The organism is Cupriavidus sp. 22TCCZM04-2 (assembly GCF_057798895.1).
The window spans coordinates 99,075-115,634 of sequence record NZ_JBYOJS010000001.1; the positions used below are offsets into that span (position 1 = coordinate 99,075).

The 16,560-nt window shown below is 66.3% G+C and carries 14 protein-coding genes; 7 read left to right on the plus strand and 7 right to left on the minus strand.

Features of this window, described 5'->3' with window-relative positions:
* Nucleotides 1–23: 23 nt before the first annotated feature.
* From dxs to AC3FKG_RS00455, 3 genes are read right to left on the minus strand one after another with little or no spacing between them, the layout of a single operon-like run.
* On the minus strand, nucleotides 24–1,940 hold the full coding sequence (dxs, locus tag AC3FKG_RS00445) for a 1-deoxy-D-xylulose-5-phosphate synthase (RefSeq protein WP_488742146.1): 1,917 nt from the start codon (nucleotides 1,938–1,940) through the stop codon (nucleotides 24–26).
* Between the two features lie 43 nt (nucleotides 1,941–1,983).
* Nucleotides 1,984–2,868, minus strand: a complete 885-nt coding sequence (locus AC3FKG_RS00450) for a polyprenyl synthetase family protein (protein WP_488742147.1) — start codon at nucleotides 2,866–2,868, stop codon at nucleotides 1,984–1,986.
* Nucleotides 2,865–3,167 carry an exodeoxyribonuclease VII small subunit gene (locus tag AC3FKG_RS00455; RefSeq protein ID WP_483708792.1) on the minus strand — a complete coding sequence of 101 codons (303 nt, stop codon included), beginning with the start codon at nucleotides 3,165–3,167 and terminating at the stop codon, nucleotides 2,865–2,867. The genes AC3FKG_RS00450 and AC3FKG_RS00455 overlap by 4 nt, the downstream gene beginning before the upstream one ends.
* 365 nt (nucleotides 3,168–3,532) lie before the next feature.
* Here AC3FKG_RS00455 and AC3FKG_RS00460 point away from each other — a divergent pair, with 365 nt between their 5' ends.
* From AC3FKG_RS00460 to AC3FKG_RS00470, 3 genes are all read left to right on the plus strand, one after another.
* Nucleotides 3,533–4,636: an aromatic ring-hydroxylating oxygenase subunit alpha gene (locus AC3FKG_RS00460; RefSeq protein WP_483708793.1), complete on the plus strand. Its 1,104-nt coding sequence runs from the start codon at nucleotides 3,533–3,535 to the stop codon at nucleotides 4,634–4,636.
* Nucleotides 4,637–4,832: 196 nt separating this feature from the next.
* The gene (locus AC3FKG_RS00465) at nucleotides 4,833–5,756 is read left to right on the plus strand and encodes a DMT family transporter (protein WP_488742148.1); all 924 of its coding nucleotides are present in this window, start codon (nucleotides 4,833–4,835) and stop codon (nucleotides 5,754–5,756) included.
* Between the two features lie 34 nt (nucleotides 5,757–5,790).
* Nucleotides 5,791–6,654: a sulfurtransferase gene (locus tag AC3FKG_RS00470; protein WP_483708795.1), complete on the plus strand. Its 864-nt coding sequence runs from the start codon at nucleotides 5,791–5,793 to the stop codon at nucleotides 6,652–6,654.
* A 15-nt stretch (nucleotides 6,655–6,669) separates the two neighbouring features.
* Here the strand turns inward: AC3FKG_RS00470 and AC3FKG_RS00475 are convergent, their stop codons facing one another.
* The 4 genes from AC3FKG_RS00475 to polA form a co-directional block, all read right to left on the minus strand.
* On the minus strand, nucleotides 6,670–7,482 hold the full coding sequence (locus tag AC3FKG_RS00475; RefSeq protein ID WP_483711522.1) for a ZIP family metal transporter: 813 nt from the start codon (nucleotides 7,480–7,482) through the stop codon (nucleotides 6,670–6,672).
* A gap of 175 nt (nucleotides 7,483–7,657) precedes the next feature.
* A complete protein-coding gene (locus tag AC3FKG_RS00480) occupies nucleotides 7,658–8,533 on the minus strand; it encodes a dienelactone hydrolase family protein (protein WP_488742149.1) in 876 nt (291 codons plus the stop codon).
* Between the two features lie 119 nt (nucleotides 8,534–8,652).
* Nucleotides 8,653–9,987 (minus strand): NAD(P)/FAD-dependent oxidoreductase, encoded by a 1,335-nt coding sequence (locus AC3FKG_RS00485; protein ID WP_483708797.1) that lies wholly within the window; start codon nucleotides 9,985–9,987, stop codon nucleotides 8,653–8,655.
* A 217-nt stretch (nucleotides 9,988–10,204) separates the two neighbouring features.
* Nucleotides 10,205–13,024 carry a DNA polymerase I gene (polA, locus tag AC3FKG_RS00490; protein ID WP_483708798.1) on the minus strand — a complete coding sequence of 940 codons (2,820 nt, stop codon included), beginning with the start codon at nucleotides 13,022–13,024 and terminating at the stop codon, nucleotides 10,205–10,207.
* Nucleotides 13,025–13,028: 4 nt separating this feature from the next.
* Between polA and AC3FKG_RS00495 the strand changes: the two genes are divergently transcribed.
* From AC3FKG_RS00495 to AC3FKG_RS00510, 4 genes are all read left to right on the plus strand, one after another.
* Nucleotides 13,029–13,970: an LOG family protein gene (locus AC3FKG_RS00495; RefSeq protein ID WP_483708799.1), complete on the plus strand. Its 942-nt coding sequence runs from the start codon at nucleotides 13,029–13,031 to the stop codon at nucleotides 13,968–13,970.
* A gap of 223 nt (nucleotides 13,971–14,193) precedes the next feature.
* Nucleotides 14,194–14,595: a hypothetical protein gene (locus tag AC3FKG_RS00500; protein ID WP_483708800.1), complete on the plus strand. Its 402-nt coding sequence runs from the start codon at nucleotides 14,194–14,196 to the stop codon at nucleotides 14,593–14,595.
* 113 nt (nucleotides 14,596–14,708) lie between these two features.
* Complete coding sequence (locus tag AC3FKG_RS00505) at nucleotides 14,709–15,704, plus strand: homoserine kinase (RefSeq protein ID WP_483708801.1); 996 nt, start codon at nucleotides 14,709–14,711, stop codon at nucleotides 15,702–15,704.
* Between the two features lie 5 nt (nucleotides 15,705–15,709).
* Nucleotides 15,710–16,498, plus strand: a complete 789-nt coding sequence (locus AC3FKG_RS00510; protein WP_483708802.1) for a BPSS1780 family membrane protein — start codon at nucleotides 15,710–15,712, stop codon at nucleotides 16,496–16,498.
* The last annotated feature ends 62 nt before the right edge of the window (nucleotides 16,499–16,560 follow it).

Below are 16,560 nucleotides of genomic sequence, written 5' to 3' on the forward strand. Positions count from 1 at the left end.
GGTGATCGGCGCGCCCGGCCGTGTCAGGCCACGCGCGAAGCGATCGCGACGCTCGCCTGGCCAATGCCGAAGCGTTCGCGCACCGAGCGTTCGATGCCGGCGGCGTCGAGCCCGCACTGCGACAGCAGCAGGGCCGGGTCGCCATGGTCGATGAAGCGGTCGGGCAGGCCCAGCACCAGCACCGGGATATCGATGCCGGCTTCGGCCAGCGCCTCGAGCACGGCGCTGCCGGCGCCGCCCATGATGCTGCCCTCTTCCACCGTGACCAGGTAGTCGTGCTCCTGGGCCAGGCGCTTGACCAGCTCGACATCGAGCGGCTTGACGAAGCGCATGTCGGCCACCGATGCGTCCAGCGCCTGCGCCGCGCCGAGCGCCGGGTGCACCATGGAACCGAAGCCCAGCAGCGCCACGCGCTGGCCTGCGCGCGCGCCGCCGGTGCGGCGCATCACGCCCTTGCCGACCGGCAAGTCCTTCAGCGCGGCCTCGGTGGCGACGCCCTGGCCGGCGCCGCGCGGGTAGCGCACGGCGGTCGGGCAATTCTGGTGGAACGCGGTCGTCAACAACTGGCGGCATTCGTTCTCGTCGGACGGCGTCATCACCATCATGTTGGGGATGCAGCGCAGGTAGGGGATATCGTAGGCCCCGGCGTGCGTGGCGCCGTCGGCACCGACGAGGCCCGCGCGGTCCAGCGCGAACACCACCGGCAGGTTCTGCAGCGCCACGTCGTGGATCAGCTGGTCATAGCCACGCTGCAGGAACGTCGAGTAGATCGCCACGACCGGCTTCAGGCCTTCGCAGGCCATGCCGCCCGCGAACGTCACCGCGTGTTGCTCGGCGATGCCGACGTCGTAGTAGCGCTCCGGAAAGCGCTTCTCGAACTCGACCATGCCCGAGCCCTCGCGCATCGCCGGCGTAATGCCGACCAGGCGCTTGTCGGCGGCGGCCATGTCGCACAGCCATTCGCCGAAGACCTGCGTATAGGTCTTGCGCGCCGGCTTGGCGGCCGGGCGGATGCCCTCGGCCGGGTTGAACTTGCCCGGGCCGTGGTACAGGATCGGATCGGCCTCTGCCAACTTGTAGCCCTGGCCCTTCTTGGTCACCACGTGCAGGAACATCGGGCCCGCGCCTTCGAGCGCGCGCTTGCGGATGTTCTGCAGCGTCGGCACGAGCGAATCGAGATCATGGCCGTCGATCGGCCCGATGTAGTTGAAGCCGAATTCCTCGAACAGCGTCGCCGGCACCATCATGCCCTTGGCGTGTTCCTCGAAACGCTTGGCGAATTCCAGCACCGGCGGCGCCACCGACAGCACCTTCTCGATGCCCTTCTTGGTGGCTGCGTAGAACTGGCCGCTCAGCAGCCGCGCCAGATGCTTGTTGAGCGCGCCGACGGGCGGCGAGATCGACATGTCGTTGTCGTTCAGCACCACCAGCAGCGGCAGGTCCTTGTACACGCCGGCATTGTTCAGGGCCTCGAAGGCCATGCCCGCGGTCATCGCCCCGTCGCCGATCACGGCGATCGACACGCGCTTCTCGCCGAGCGTGCGCGCGCCCAGGGCCATGCCCAGCGCGGCCGAGATCGAGGTAGACGAATGCGCCGTGCCGAAGGTGTCGTACTCGCTCTCGCTGCGGCGCGGGAAGCCCGAGATGCCGCCGAACTGGCGCAGCGTATTCATGCGGTCGCGACGGCCGGTCAGGATCTTGTGCGGGTAGCTCTGGTGACCGACGTCCCAGACGACGCGGTCGTCGGGGGTGTGGAAAACGTAATGCAGCGCGATGGTCAGTTCCACCGTGCCGAGATTCGACGAAAGGTGGCCGCCAGTCTGCGAGACCGACTCCAGCACATAGGCGCGAAGTTCATCGGCCAGTGTCCGCAATTCGCGCCGGTCCAGCTTGCGCAGGTCTGCGGGGGCGTCAATCTTTTTGAGCAGTGCGTAGGTCATGATGTCCGTTCGGCCGCCGGTTTCTGCTGTCCGGCTTGTCAGTTCAATGTGTGCGCAGCACGATCAGGTCAGCCAGATCGGCCAGGCGGGTCGCCCGTGCGCCGAATCCGGCCAGGGCGTCATGCGCCGACTGGCGCAGTTCCGCGGCCAGTGCGCGCGCCGCTTCCAGTCCCATCAGCGAGACATAGGTCGGCTTGTCATGCGCGGCGTCCTTGCCCGCGGTCTTGCCCAGCGTGGCGGTATCGGCGGTGACGTCCAGAATATCGTCCACCACCTGGAACGCCAAACCCACGGCCGCGGCGTACCGGTCCAGCGCCGCCAGGCCTTGGGCGTCGATTTCACCACATAGCGCGCCCATGCGCACGCTCGCGCGCAGCAGCGCGCCGGTCTTCATGCGGTGCATGGCTTCCAGCGCCTCGCGCGACATGGCCTTGCCGACGTTCTGCAGGTCGATGGCCTGTCCGCCGGCCATGCCGACCGAACCCGACGCCATGGCCAGTTCGGCGACCAGCTTCAGCCGCGCCTCGGGCTGCACCGCCTGCACCTGGGCCAGCACGATGAAGGCCTGGGTCTGCAGCGCGTCGCCCACCAGCAGCGCGGTGGCCTCGTCATAGGCCTTGTGCACGGTCGGTCGCCCGCGGCGCAGGTCGTCGTCGTCCATGCAGGGCATGTCGTCGTGCACCAGCGAATAGGCGTGGATCATTTCGACCGCGCAGGCCGCCGCATCGCAGGCCTCGGCACGCGCACCCGTCACATCGCCGGCGGCATGCACCAGCAGCGGCCGCACGCGCTTGCCGCCGCCGAGCACAGCATAGCGCATGGCCTCGTGCAGTGTCTGGGGCACGGTGTCGGCATTTGGCAACGCCTGGTCCAGCGCGGCCTCGGTCCGGGCGCCCAGCGCCCGCATCCAGCTTGCGAAATCCGTCATTCCTGCTCCAGGCCGTTGGCGTTGCCGGCATTTCCGGCGTCTGCAGCCATGGGTTTCAGCACGTCGCCTTCCAGCACCCGGACCTGCTGCTCCACGCGTTCGAGTTTCTGCTGGCAATAGCGGACCAGCTCGGCGCCGCGGCGATACGCCGAGAGCGACGCTTCCAGCGGCAGCTCGCCGCTTTCCATGCTGGCGACCAGCGTTTCCAGTTCGGCCATTGCCGCTTCATACGACGCGGGGGGCGCGGAGCCCGCGGCGGTGTCTTCGGTCTGGACCGGATCGGTCGTGGTTCTTGGCATGTCAGGCCCTGGATCAGTGGGAAGCCGGATTTTACGCCAAAGCTGGCTCCCGCCCCACTCCGGCGCCAGGCGAATCCGTCACCTCGCGTTCACCATTTCGCGGAATGTGACTTGTGCGCTTGGGTCGTCATTCCGAATGCGCCCAGTACGGCACCCAAAAGACGACCCGGGTCGACTTTTTCGCTAAAAAGGCAAAAAAATCAGGCCCTTAACTTTTTGGCCGGGGTACAATCCCCGGCTCGTCGCCGCAGTCCGCGCCGGCCCTGCCAGGCCCGCAAGGCGGTCGACAAAGTTTCCCAAATCGATTCATTTTTCGATGGTTGGGTTGTTCACTGCTTTCACCTAGTTATCTGGGAGTGGGGATAATGTCCAATCTCAGCACCGCGCTCCAACTGGCGCCGGCTGATACGCAACTGCCCGTTGATGTTTACTTCGATGAGGCGCTGCATCAACAAGAACTAGAACTGCTGTTCAGGAATGGTCCGGGCTATGTCGGCCACGAACTGATGGTTCCGGAGGTCGGCGACTACCACACGCTGAAGGCCGAGGACGAAGGCCGCATGCTGGTCCGCAACGCGGCCGGCGTGGAGCTGATGTCCAACGTCTGCCGTCATCGCCAGGCCATTATGCTCAACGGCAAGGGCAATTCGAAGAACATCGTCTGCCCGCTGCACCGTTGGACCTACGACCTGAAGGGCGAGCTGCTCGGCGCGCCACATTTCGACCAGCAGCCCTGCCTGCACCTGAAGCGTTCGCCCCTGCAGAACTGGAACGGCCTGCTGTTCGACGGCAAGCGCGATGTACGCGCCGACCTGGCCAGGCTGGGCGTGGCCGAGGACCTGAACTTCGAAGGCTACCTGCTCGACCACGTCGAGGTCCACGAGTGCAACTACAACTGGAAGACCTTTATCGAGGTCTATCTGGAGGACTACCATGTCGTGCCGTTCCACCCGGGACTGGGCAGCTTTGTCTCGTGCGACGACCTGAAGTGGGAGTTCGGCGAGTGGCACAGCGTGCAGACCGTGGGGCTGCACGCCGGCCTGAAGCGGCCCGGCAGCATGACCTACCAGAAGTGGCACGACGAAGTCCTGCGCTTCAATAACGGCGTGCTGCCCAAGCACGGCGCGATCTGGCTGACGTACTACCCCAACATCATGGTGGAGTGGTACCCGAACGTGCTGGTGGTCTCCACGCTGCACCCGATGGGCCCGCGCAAGACCCGCAACGTGGTCGAGTTCTACTACCCCGAGGAAATCACGCTGTTCGAGCGCGAGTTCGTCGAGGCCGAGCGCGCCGCCTACATGGAGACCTGCATCGAGGACGACGAGATCGCCGAGCGCATGGATGCCGGCCGCCTGGCGCTGATGAAGCGCGGCACCAGCGAGGTTGGCCCCTACCAGTCGCCGATGGAAGACGGCATGCAGCACTTCCATGAGTGGTACCGCCGCGCCATGGCCTACCAGGGCTGACCCGACGGGCGATTACCGCACAAGGCAGACAGGAACGGACCGCCCAGGCGGTCCGTTTTGCGTTGGCGGCATCACAACGCACGCTACAATGGCGGCTCGGTCGTGGCCCTCGCCTCACCGCTCCGATTCGCGACGCGGCCCCGCACCATGAAGCCCCGCTCGCGCCCCCATTCGATCCGCCCCCTCCTCCCACGCCATGCAATCGCTCTGGATGTTGTTTGCCGCCTTCTCGTTTTCGTTGATGGGGGTGGGCGTCAAGCTGGCATCCGAGTTCTACACCACGGGCGAGATCGTCTTCTATCGAAGCGTGATCGGCGTGGCCATCATGTGGGCGCTGATGGCGTCGCAAGGCGTGTCGGTGCGCACGCCGCACATGGTGACGCACATCAAGCGCAGCCTGTTCGGTGTGACCGCCCTGTTGCTGTGGTTCACGTCCATCACGCTGCTGCCGCTGGCCACGGCGATGACGCTGAACTACATGTCGCCCGTGTGGATCGCGCTGATCCTGGGCGCCGGTGCCGCGCTCGCGGGCACCGCCGGCACCGCGGATAAGAAGCTGATCGTGGCCATCCTGATGTCCTTCGCGGGCGTGCTGTTCCTGCTGCAGCCGTCGGTGGGCAAGGACCAGCTCACCGGCGGCCTGATCGGGCTGATCTCGGGCATGTTTACCGCGCTGGCCTATGTCGAGGTCCGGCAACTCGGACAGCTTGGCGAGCCCGAGCACCGTATCGTCTTCTACTTCTCGGCCGTCGGCCTGGTGGTCGGGCTGATCTGGATGCTGTATTCCGGCCCCACCGCTCACACCTGGCACGGCATTGGCCTGCTGCTCGCCATCGGCGTCCTGGCCACGCTCGGCCAGACCGCCATGACGCGCGCCTACAAGCGCGGCAATACGCTGCTCACGGCCAACCTGCAGTACGCCGGCATCGTGTTCTCGAGCATCTGGGGCATGCTGATCTGGTCGGACAAGCTCAACTGGCTTTCGTGGCTCGGCATGGCGCTGATCATTGCCAGCGGCATCGCCACCACGCTCGCCCGCGCGCGCCAGGACTCCGGACACAAGCCGACGCCGGATACGCCGGTCAAATCGCCGGAGGCGGAAGTGCATCCGGAGGTGTAGCATTTTCGGGTTCACCCATTGCTCCAGGAGCCCCATGCCAAATCCGCTGATTTCCGTCGCCGCGCTGCAGGCCTTGCAGGCGGCGCCCGCGCGCCAAGTTGTGGTCATCGATTGCGGCTTTGACCTGGCCAACCCGGCCGCCGGCCGCGAGGCCTACCAGGTCGGCCATTTGCCCGGCGCGTTCTACCTGCATCTCGACAACGAACTATCGGGGCCGAAAACCGGCCGCAACGGCCGCCACCCGCTACCAGACCCCGACGCGTTCACGGCCCGACTGCGCGCGCTGGGCGTGAACAGCGGCACCGAAGTGGTTGCCTATGACGCGCAAGGTGGCATGTACGCCGCCCGCCTGTGGTGGCTGCTGCGCTGGATCGGCCACGCCGCCGTGAGCGTGCTCGATGGCGGCAAGCCCGCCTGGGTCAAGGCCGGACTAGCGCTCGAACATGGCGCAACGCCGGACCCCGAGATGCCGGGCAATCTGGAGCGCGGCCAGCCGCTGGTCACCACCGTGGACGCCGCCGCGCTGCTCGAAAACCTCGATCGCCCGACACGGCTGGTCGTGGACGCCCGCTCGCCGGACCGCTTCCGCGGCGAGAACGAGACGCTGGATCCTGTCGGCGGACACATCCCCGGCGCGGCCAACCGCTTCTTCAAGGACAACCTGACTTCGGAAGGCCAGTTCAAGCCAGCGGCCCAACTGCGCGCGGAGTTTGCGGCCGTGCTGGGCCAGCATGCGGCGACGAACGCCGTGATGCAGTGCGGCTCGGGCGTTACCGCCTGCCACAACCTGCTGGCGCTGGAAGTCGCCGGGCTGGAAGGCGCCGCGCTGTATCCGGGTTCGTGGAGCGAATGGTGCGCCGATCCGGCTCGCCCGGTCGCGACCGGCGCCGCGGGCTGATCCTGCGCGGAAGACTCAGTCGGCAGCCACGGCTGCCGCATGGCCATGGCCGACGTGGGCGTGGCGCTCGTGAACCCCATTGGTAATGAAGACGATCGCCGTGATGCCGGCGGCCACCAGCACCACCTGGATGGCCGACTCGCGCCAGCGCGGCTTGCGCTGCATCTGCGGCATCAGGTCGCTCACGGCGATGTAAAGGAAGCTGCTGGACGCGATCACCAGCACATAGGGGATCCAGCCGCTCATCTGGTCGAGCAGGAAATACCCGACCAGGCCGCCGGCCACGGCCGCGACACTCGACAGCAGGTTGAAGGCGAACGCCCGTGCCTTGGAGAAGCCAGCGTTGAGCAGCACGATGAAATCCCCGACTTCCTGCGGAATTTCGTGCGCGGCAATGGCCAGCGCCGTGACGAGGCCGATATGCGGATCGGCCAGGAAAGCCGCCGCGATGACGATGCCGTCGGCAAAGTTGTGGAAGGTATCGCCGACCAGGATGGTAAGGCCGCTGCGGCCGGCCTCCTCGCGGTCATGCCCGTGGTGATGGTGGTGCCCGTCGCCCTCATGATGGTGTGAATGGCGCAGCAGCGAGATCTTTTCCAGCAGGAAGAAGCCGAGCAGTCCGGCCAGCAGCGTGCCGAACAGCGCCCGCGGATCGGCGCCCGATTCAAACGCCTCCGGCAGCGAATGGAGCAAGGCAGTGGCCAGCAACACGCCGACGGAAAAGCTGACCATGCGCTCGACCACGCGCCCGGCCATCGTCAGCGATAGCAGCGCGGCGCCAAAAATGCTGCCCACGCCGGAAATGGTGGCGGCGAGCAGGATATACAGAAGGGTCGAGTGGATGATGGGCTCCCGGGGCGGCCATGCCGCGTTGGCGACGGGCCGGATCCGCCCGGCGCTGGTCGGACGGCAAACGCAACAATGTTGCAACTGGAAGGCCGCATTGTACGTATTCCGGCGCTCACTTTGCAATCCTCGCGCGCCGCGGCAGCGGCACAGCCTGTCAGGCGACTCCGTGTTGCCGTAGCCAGTCCAGGCATTTGTTCCAGCCATCCTTGGCATCCGCCTCGCGGTAGCTGGGGCGGTAGTCGGCGTGGAAAGCGTGGCCGGACTCCGGATAGACGATCACTTTGGACGCCTTGGCTTCCGGATCGGAGGACGCCGACAGCGCCGCCTTCATCTTTTCCACTTGTTCCTGCGTGATGCCCGTGTCCTTGCCGCCATAAAGGCCCAGCACCGGCGCGTCCAGCTTGCCAACCAGGTCCAGCGGACTCTTCGGCTTCAGCGGCGTAGGCTCGCCGGCCAGCTGTCCATACCAAGCCACCGCGGCCTTCAGGCGCTCGCTGTGCGCGGCATACAGCCACGTAATGCGCCCGCCCCAGCAGAAACCCGTAATGGCCAGCCGCGATACGTCGCCGCCATTCGCACCGGCCCAGGCCACCGCGGCGTCGAGGTCGCCCATGACCTGCGCGTCGGGCACCTTGGCGATCAGGTTCGCCTGCAGTTCCTGGATGGTGCCGAAGCTCTGCGGGTCGCCCTGGCGCGCAAACAACTCCGGCGCGATCGCCAGGTAGCCGAGCTTGGCAAAGCGGCGGCAAACATCGGCGATGTACTCGTGCACGCCGAAGATCTCGCTGACCACCAGCACCACCGGCAACTTCGCCTTGCCTTCGGGCAGCGCACGGTAGGCCGGCATGCCGAATCCGCCGGAAGGAATCGTCACCTCGCCGGCGGTCAGGCCCGCGAAGTCAGTCTTGATCGCCTGCGCCATCACGGGCAGCGCGGCCGCGGCGAACGCCGAGCCCAGCGCTGTCTTGACGAAGCCGCGGCGATTGAAAGTCTGGCCGGGTACCAGGCTCTCCACTTCGGGTTGCAGCATGCATGTCTCCAGGATCGTTGGCGGTTGGGCGGCCGCCCCGGGAAATGCCCGAGGGGACGCCAACCGCCGATTCTAAGCAAACATGCCGTCACGTGCACCCGCCCTCACCCGGGTGCGGCTCAGTGCAGCTTCACCCGCGGGCTCGTCTTGCTGCGCAGCCAGTGCGTCACCGTGTCCAGCCCCATGCCGACCGCGCCGTGCAGCGCAAGTACGTGCATGCGGTAGAGCGAGGTGTACATAAAGCGCGCCATCAGGCCCTCGATAAACATCGAGCCGCCGATCAGCCCGCCCATCAGGCTGCCCACCGCACTGAAATGCCCGAGCGACACCAGCGAGCCGAAATCCTTGAACCCGAATTCCGGCAGCGGCTTGCCGGACAGCCGCGCGCGCAGCGCGTCGAACAGGAAGGTAGCCTGCTGATGCGCGGCCTGGGCGCGCGGCGGCACCGCGGTCTGCTTTTCGGGCCACGGGCAGCTTGCGCAATCGCCAAACGCGAAGATATCCGGATCGCCCTCGCTCTGCAGCGTCGGGCGCACCAGGATCTGCCCCTGGCGGCTGACCGGCAAGCCGAGCGCGGCCAGTACGGGCGGCGCCGTGATGCCCGCGGCCCACACCGTCAGGTCCGCGTCGATGCGCTTGCCGCTGGCGGTCAGCACCGCTTCGGTCGTCACCTCGGTCACGCGCTCGCTGGTAAGGACGTCGACATCGAGCTTGCGCAACAGCTTCGCCGTCTCGGCCGAGACGCGTTCGGACAGCGCCGGCAGGATGCGCGGGCCCGCCTCGATCACATGGATGCGCACATCGCGGCGCGGGTCGAGCTGGTGCAGTCCGTAAGCATTGAGCACGTGCGCGGTGTTGCGCAGTTCCGCCGACAACTCCACGCCGGTCGCGCCCGCCCCGATGATGGCCACATCCACGCGTGGTCGGCCGTCTTCGCCGACACGCCCGCGACCGTTCTGCGCGCGCACGCAGGCCGCAATCAGCCTGCGGCGGAAACGCTCCGCCTGCGCGACGGTATCAAGGGCAATCGCGTTCTGCGCCGCGCCGGGCACGCCGAAGAAATGCGTGACGCAGCCGATGGCCAGCACCAGCGTGTCATATCGCAGTTCGCGCGCCGGCAGCAGTTCCGCGCCGTCGGGGTCCATGCACGCGGCAACCGAAATCGTCTTGCGCGAGCGGTCGATGCCGGTCAGCTCGCCCTGCTGGAACTCGAAGTGATGCCAGCGCGCCTGCGCCGCGTATTCGAGCTGGTGCGTGTTGGGATCCATGCTGCCCGCGGCAACTTCATGCAGCAGCGGTTTCCAGATATGCGTGGGCAAGCGGTCCACGAGCACCACCTCGGCGACGCCCTTCTTGCCGAGCTTGTCGCCAAGCCGTGTCACCAGCTCCAGTCCGCCTGCCCCGCCCCCTACAACGATGATGCGATGCGCCCTGCCGTCTGCTCCTGTGGTCATGGTCTACCCGATGCTTTTTTTGCTGAGAAACGCTTGGCCGTCCGGCACTTGCCCTCAGTTTGCTGCATCGCAATAGCGCAGGCAAGACGGCAATTACCGATTCAGCGGTCGCTTCATTCCGTACATCAGGTGTCGTATTTTCGGGGCCTCAAGGGCATGCAAATGAATACGGCCGGGTACTCACCGGCCGTCTCTTCATTGCGTGCGCAACGTGGTCTTAGTGCGCTTCTTCCCAGTTCGCGCCGGTGCCGACTTCCGCGACCAGTGGCACGCGCAGCTGCGCCACCGAACACATCAGTTCCGGCAACCTGACCCTGACCAGCTCCAGTTCGGCCTGCGGCACTTCGAGCACCAGTTCATCGTGCACCTGCATGATCTGGCGCGTCTGCAAGCCGTCGCGTTCCAGCCAGCCCTGCACCGCGATCATCGACAGCTTGATCAGGTCCGCGGCCGTGCCCTGCATCGGCGCGTTGATGGCCGCGCGCTCCGCGGCCTGGCGGCGCGGCCCGCTGCCGCCCTTGATATCCGGCAACCACAGGCGGCGGCCGAACACGGTCTCGACATAGCCCTGTTCGCGCGCGGTCTGGCGCGTGTCTTCCATGTATTGCGCCACGCCGGGGTAGCGCATGAAGTAGCGGTCAATATAGTGCTTGGCGGCTTCGCGCTCGATGCCCAGGTTGCTGGCCAGCCCGAACGCGCTCATGCCGTAGATCAGGCCGAAGTTGATCACCTTGGCATAGCGGCGCTGCTCGCTGCTGACGGCCTCGCGCTCGACGCCGAAGATTTCGGCGGCGGTGGCGCGGTGGATGTCCTCGCCGTTGGCGAACGCGCGCAGCAGGTTCTCGTCGCCCGAGATATGGGCCATGATGCGCAGCTCGATCTGCGAGTAGTCGGCCGATACGATCACACTGCCCGGCGGCGCGATAAACGCTTCGCGGATGCGACGGCCCTCTTCCGTGCGCACCGGGATGTTCTGGAGGTTCGGCTCCGTCGATGCCAGCCGGCCCGTCACCGCCGTAGCCTGACCGTAGCTGGTATGCACGCGACCGGTGTTCGGGTTGACCATCTTCGGCAGCTTGTCCGTGTAGGTGGACTTGAGCTTGGCCAGGCCGCGGTAGTCCAGCAGCACCTTGGGCAGCGGGTAATCCTCGGCCAGCTTCTGCAGCACCTCTTCGTCGGTCGACGGCGCGCCGCTCGCGGTCTTCTTGACCACCGGCAGCTTCATCTGGTTGAAGAGGATCTCGCCGATCTGCTTGGGCGAGCCCAGGTTGAACGGTTGCCCCGCCGCATCGTACGCGGCCTGCTCCAGCGCGAGCATGCGCTGGCCCAGTTCGGCGCTCTGCGTGGCCAGCCGTTCGGCATCGATCAGGACGCCGTTGCGTTCGATTTTCTGCAGCACCACGGACACCGGGATCTCGATCTCCTCGTACACGCGGCGCAGGCCCGGCGCAGCGTGTACCTGCGGGAACATCTTGCGATGCAGTCGCAGCGTGACGTCGGCGTCTTCGGCCGCGTACTCGGTGGCGCGCGCCAGGTCGATCTGGTCGAAGCCGATCTGGCTCGCGCCCTTGCCACAGACTTCTTCGTAAGTAATGGTCTTCAGGTTCAGCAGGCGCTCAGCCAGGCTGTCCATGCCGTGATTGCGGTGCGAGGCCAGCACGTAGCTTTCCAGCATGGTGTCCTGCGCGACGCCGCGCAGCGTCACGCCGTGGTTGGCGAACACGTGGATGTCGTACTTGATGTTCTGGCCGAGCTTCAGCTTGCTGTCGTCCTCCAGCCACGCGCGCATGCGGGCGAGCACGGCATCGCGCGAAAGCTGGCCGTTGTTGTCCATGCCAGCGACATCGGGGCCGCGGTGGCCGACCGGGATATAGCATGCCTCGCCAGGCTCCACCGACAGCGAGATGCCGACCAGCTGTGCGAGCATCGGATCGAGCGATGTGGTCTCGGTATCGATCGCCGTCAGCGGCGCGCTTTCAATACGCTGCATCCACGCTTCGAACGCGGCTTCGCTCGTCACCATCTCGTAGCGGATCTCGCTCGGCGCCGCGTCCTCGGCGGGCATGGCATCCGGCGCGGCCGAGGGGGCGGCCGGAGCATCGAACAGCCCGCCTTGCGCCGGTGCCGCCGCGGCGCGTGCGCGTGCCTGCGCGCGCGGATCAGGAAGGCTTTCGCCGGTCGCCTCGCGCAGCCACGTCTTGAAGCCATAGCGCGTGAAAAACGCGATCAGCTTTTCCTTGTCCTCGCCCATTTCGCGCAGCGCGTGGAAATCCGCCACCGATGCGTTGAGGTCGCAGTCGGTCTTCACCGTGACCAGCTCGCGCGCCTTCGGCAACCAGTCCAGCGTATTGCGCAGGTTCTCGCCGACCACGCCCTTGATGCCCGCGGCGTTCGCCATGATCGCGTCGAGCGTGCCGTGTTCGTTCAGCCATTTCACGGCGGTCTTGGGGCCGACCTTGGGCACGCCGGGCACGTTGTCGACCGCATCGCCGATCAGCGACAGGTAGTCGACGATGCGTTCCGGCGGCACGCCGAACTTGTTGCTGACGCCGGCCGGGTCGAGCACTTCGCCGCTCATGGTGTTGACCAGTGTGACGTGGTCGTTGACGAGCTGCGCAAGATCCTTGTCGCCGGTGGACACCACCGTGCGCACGCCCTGCTCGCACGCCTGCCGCGCGAGCGTGCCAATCACGTCGTCGGCCTCCACGCCGTCGACCACGACGATCGGCCAGCCGAGCGCGCGCACGGCTTCGTGGATCGGCTCGATCTGGCGCGCCAGGTCTTCGGGCATCGACGGGCGATGCTCCTTGTACGCCGGATACATGTCATCGCGGAAGGTCTTGCCCTTGGCGTCGAACACGCAGGCGCTATACTCTGCCGGGTAATCGTTGCGCAGCTTGCGCAGCATATTGATCATGCCGTAGATTGCCCCTGTGGGCAGACCCTCACCATTCCTCAGGTCCGGCAGCGCGTGATAAGCGCGATACAAATAGCTCGATCCATCGACGAGCAAGAGTGTTTTTGGACTATCCGACATTCCCATGGACTCTAAATTGACTGGTGCTGCAGCTGGCGGTGCCTCGACCGCCCCCCTTGCCGACCCGGATGTTTCCGATATCTCCGGCGATACCGTCCAACCCCCGCCGGAAGCTGCTGCTGAACACGCCGCGGCCGTGGCCGCCGCGGCCGACGCCGCCGCCGCGGGCCACCCCGCGCAGGCGCCGGCCGATGGCACGGCGGGCTCGCGCGCGAATCCGCGCAAGATGATTCCGAGCCTGCGTGCGCTGGCCGACGAAGATCGCGCCACCGCAAAGAAGGCGCGCGCCTCGTGGCAAATGTTCACGATTATGGCAGAGTTCATCGAGGCCACCGAGTACCTGTCGGAGATCCGGCCAGCGGTGTCGATCTATGGCAGCGCGCGCCTGCGCGAAGACTCGCCTTACTACCAGCGCACCATCGAAATCGCGCGGCTGTTCTCCGACGCCGGCTTCGCCGTGATCTCCGGCGGCGGCCCCGGCATCATGGAAGCGGCCAACAAGGGCGCGCACGCCGGCAAGTCGGCCAGCGTCGGCCTGAACATCGAACTGCCGCACGAACAGCAGGGCAATCCGTACCAGGACATTGCCATGCGGTTCCGCCATTTCTTTACGCGCAAGGTCACCTTCGTCAAGAACTCCGACGCCTTCATCGTCATGCCGGGCGGTTTCGGCACGCTCGATGAACTCGCCGAGGTGCTGACGCTGGTGCAGACCGGCAAGTCGCGTTCGGTGCCCGTGGTGATGTTCGGCAGCCGCTTCTGGAAGGGCCTGCTTGACTGGTTCCGCTTCACGCTGCTGCCCATGGGACTCATTGCGGAACACGACCTCGATCTGATGAAGATCGTCGACGAGCCGCATGAAGTGCTCGAAGCGGTCTACGAATACTACGAGCGCCGCGGCGGCGACAAGCCGATCCCGCCCAAGGAAGAAATGTTCTACCTGTAAGACAAGAGTGGTGGACAAGGGAGCCCTGCGTCACCGGCGCAAGGGCCACCCGATGCGGCGTTGCCCGGGTGCCCCAGAGGCCACGGCAGCGGCCCTTTCGCGGCAGGAATTGCTAGAATGGGAGGTATCCGCTTGCCAAAGCCCGGCGTCCCGGGTTGCAGCCAACGCCCCATTCCGCCGCGCAGCGTGCCGTCCCGACCGCTGCGCCGCACAGGAGCCCCTGATGAACTCCCCCTCACTCCGGTCCGCAGAGAAGGCCACCGCACGGACGCCGCGCCTTGCCCTGGCCGCCGCGGTGTTGGCGCTGGCACTGCCCGGCGTCACGCTTGCGCAGCCCGCCGAGGAAAGCAACGCCCTGACGCAGCAGGAACTGAACCGGATCAACAACCAGCCGATTGCCCCGGCCGCCAAGTCGCAGATCAACAAGCCACGCGAGCCGAGCTTCCAGCTCAATGAGCGCGATGGCACGCAAGTGCGTGAGTACCGCGACAAGGGCCGTGCCACCGATATCCAGGTAAAGTCCGGGTTCGGCACCAAGTACCAGATGAGCAAGCCGGAAGACAGCTCGCCCAAGATCCGCGAGCATGACGTCAATCGCGTGCCTTCGGTCAATCTGCAGTTCTGATTCCGACTACCCACGGCCCGGGCATGCCCGGGCCGCGCCGGTCCTCCGGCAGTATTGCCGCGGCGGCGGCCCCCTTCGTGCCGCCGCTTTCCGTTTCGCATCACACGACGAGTATGGCCGTATTCACCACGGTCTCGCAGGACGAGATCGCCCGCTGGCTGCTTGACTACGACCTTGGCGAAGTCCGCGCATTGCGCGGCATCGCCTCCGGCATCGAGAACAGCAACTTCTTTCTGACCATGGAGCAGGATGGCTGCACGCGCGAGTACGTGCTGACTATCTTCGAGCGGCTGACGTTCGCGCAGCTGCCCTACTACCTGCACCTGATGGCGCACCTTGCCGCACGCGACATCACCGTGCCCGCGCCCATCCCGGCGCGCGACGGCGAGATCCTGCGCACGCTCAAGGGCAAGCCCGCCACCATCGTCACGCGCCTGCCGGGCGCATCCCAGCTCAAGCCCGACGCCGAGCACTGCGCGCAGGTCGGCGACATGCTCGCGCGCATGCACGTGGCCGGCGAGGACTACCCGCGCCAGCAGCCCAACCTGCGCAGCCTGTCCTGGTGGCAGCAGACCGAAGCCGAGATCGTGCCGTTCCTCGACGCGCAGCAGCGCACGCTGCTGCAGCAGGAAATCGCGCACCAGACGGCGTTCTTCGGCAGTGCCGACTACGCGGTGCTGCAGGGCGGGCCGTGCCACTGCGACCTGTTCCGCGACAACGCGCTGTTCGAGGAAGACGGCAAGGGCCACCACCGCCTGGGCGGTTTCTTCGATTTCTATTTCGCCGGCAACGACAAGTGGCTGTTCGACCTGGCCGTGACCGTCAACGACTGGTGCATCGACCTGGCCACCGGCGAGCTGGACAACGCCCGGGCGCAGGCACTGGTGCGGGCCTATCATGCGGTCAGGCCGCTGACCGACACTGAAACCACGCACTGGCGCAACATGCTGCGCGCGGGCGCGCTGCGCTTCTGGGTGTCGCGCCTGTGGGACTTCTACCTCCCGCGCGAAGCCGACATGCTTCAGCCGCATGACCCGACCCATTTCGAACGCATTCTGCGCCGGCGCCTTGCCATGACCGCGGACGCCGCCGCGCTCGCCTGGATCTGATTGGTATGCAACTACTGGAAGTCCCCGCCAAGGAAGGCTACGTCTGGTTCCGCCAGGGCATCTGGCTGTTCCGCAAGAATCCGCTTGCGTTCCTGATGCTGCTGTTCATCTACCTGATCGCGGCGCAACTGGCCATCGTGGTACCGCTGATCGGCATCATCGCGCTGCTGGTCGTGACGCCCGGCCTGTCGGTGGGCGTGATGACAGCCTGCCGTGAAGTCATCCAGAACAAGCGCGTGCTGCCGACGGTGTTACTGGCCGGATTCCGCACCAACGGCAAGGAAGCCACGCGCAACCTGCTGGTGCTCGGCGGGGTCTATGCGGGGCTGGTGTTCCTGCTGAGCCTGATCGCCGGCGCACTGGTGGACATGAGCGCGCTGTTGCCGATCCTGCTGAAGGAAGAGACGCTGACGGCCGAGGCCGTGCGCCAGCTCTACTATGCGCTGCTGATTGGCGCGCTGCTCTACACGCCGATCGCGATGATGTTCTGGTTCGCGCCGCTGCTGGCAGCGTGGCATGGCGTGCCGCCCGTCAAGGCGATGTTCTTCAGCTGGACCGCGTGCTGGCGCAACCGCGGGGCTTTCTTCACCTACGTGGTGCTGTTCGCCGTGCTGCTGGTGGCGATTCCGTTCTTCCTTGAACTCCTCTTCAGCGCGTTCGGCGCCGAGACCGTGCTGTCGTTCCTGGTCACGCCGTATTCGCTGCTGATGCTGGCCATCCTGTACTGCTCGTTCTATGCGACGTACCGGGGCTGCTTCAATGTCGTCCCCGCGGAAGAAGCCACGCCAACCTGAGCGGCCAAGGCAACGGTCGGCGCGGCGGCAAAGGACCGCCGAATTCCGGCCACCCCTCCCCT

Excerpts from the sequence above, each read along its gene's own strand:
- AC3FKG_RS00465 (WP_488742148.1), top strand. The coding sequence starts at position 4,833 with ATGCAATCGCTCTGGATGTTGTTTGCCGCCTTCTCGTTTTCGTTGATG.
- AC3FKG_RS00460 (WP_483708793.1), top strand. The coding sequence starts at position 3,533 with ATGTCCAATCTCAGCACCGCGCTCCAACTGGCGCCGGCTGATACGCAA.
- AC3FKG_RS00480 (WP_488742149.1), bottom strand. The coding sequence starts at position 8,533 with ATGCTGCAACCCGAAGTGGAGAGCCTGGTACCCGGCCAGACTTTCAAT.
- AC3FKG_RS00505 (WP_483708801.1), top strand. The coding sequence starts at position 14,709 with ATGGCCGTATTCACCACGGTCTCGCAGGACGAGATCGCCCGCTGGCTG.
- dxs (WP_488742146.1), bottom strand. The coding sequence starts at position 1,940 with ATGACCTACGCACTGCTCAAAAAGATTGACGCCCCCGCAGACCTGCGC.
- AC3FKG_RS00455 (WP_483708792.1), bottom strand. The coding sequence starts at position 3,167 with ATGCCAAGAACCACGACCGATCCGGTCCAGACCGAAGACACCGCCGCG.
- AC3FKG_RS00485 (WP_483708797.1), bottom strand. The coding sequence starts at position 9,987 with ATGACCACAGGAGCAGACGGCAGGGCGCATCGCATCATCGTTGTAGGG.
- AC3FKG_RS00495 (WP_483708799.1), top strand. The coding sequence starts at position 13,029 with ATGGACTCTAAATTGACTGGTGCTGCAGCTGGCGGTGCCTCGACCGCC.
- AC3FKG_RS00470 (WP_483708795.1), top strand. The coding sequence starts at position 5,791 with ATGCCAAATCCGCTGATTTCCGTCGCCGCGCTGCAGGCCTTGCAGGCG.
- AC3FKG_RS00450 (WP_488742147.1), bottom strand. The coding sequence starts at position 2,868 with ATGACGGATTTCGCAAGCTGGATGCGGGCGCTGGGCGCCCGGACCGAG.
- AC3FKG_RS00510 (WP_483708802.1), top strand. The coding sequence starts at position 15,710 with ATGCAACTACTGGAAGTCCCCGCCAAGGAAGGCTACGTCTGGTTCCGC.
- AC3FKG_RS00500 (WP_483708800.1), top strand. The coding sequence starts at position 14,194 with ATGAACTCCCCCTCACTCCGGTCCGCAGAGAAGGCCACCGCACGGACG.
- polA (WP_483708798.1), bottom strand. The coding sequence starts at position 13,024 with ATGTCGGATAGTCCAAAAACACTCTTGCTCGTCGATGGATCGAGCTAT.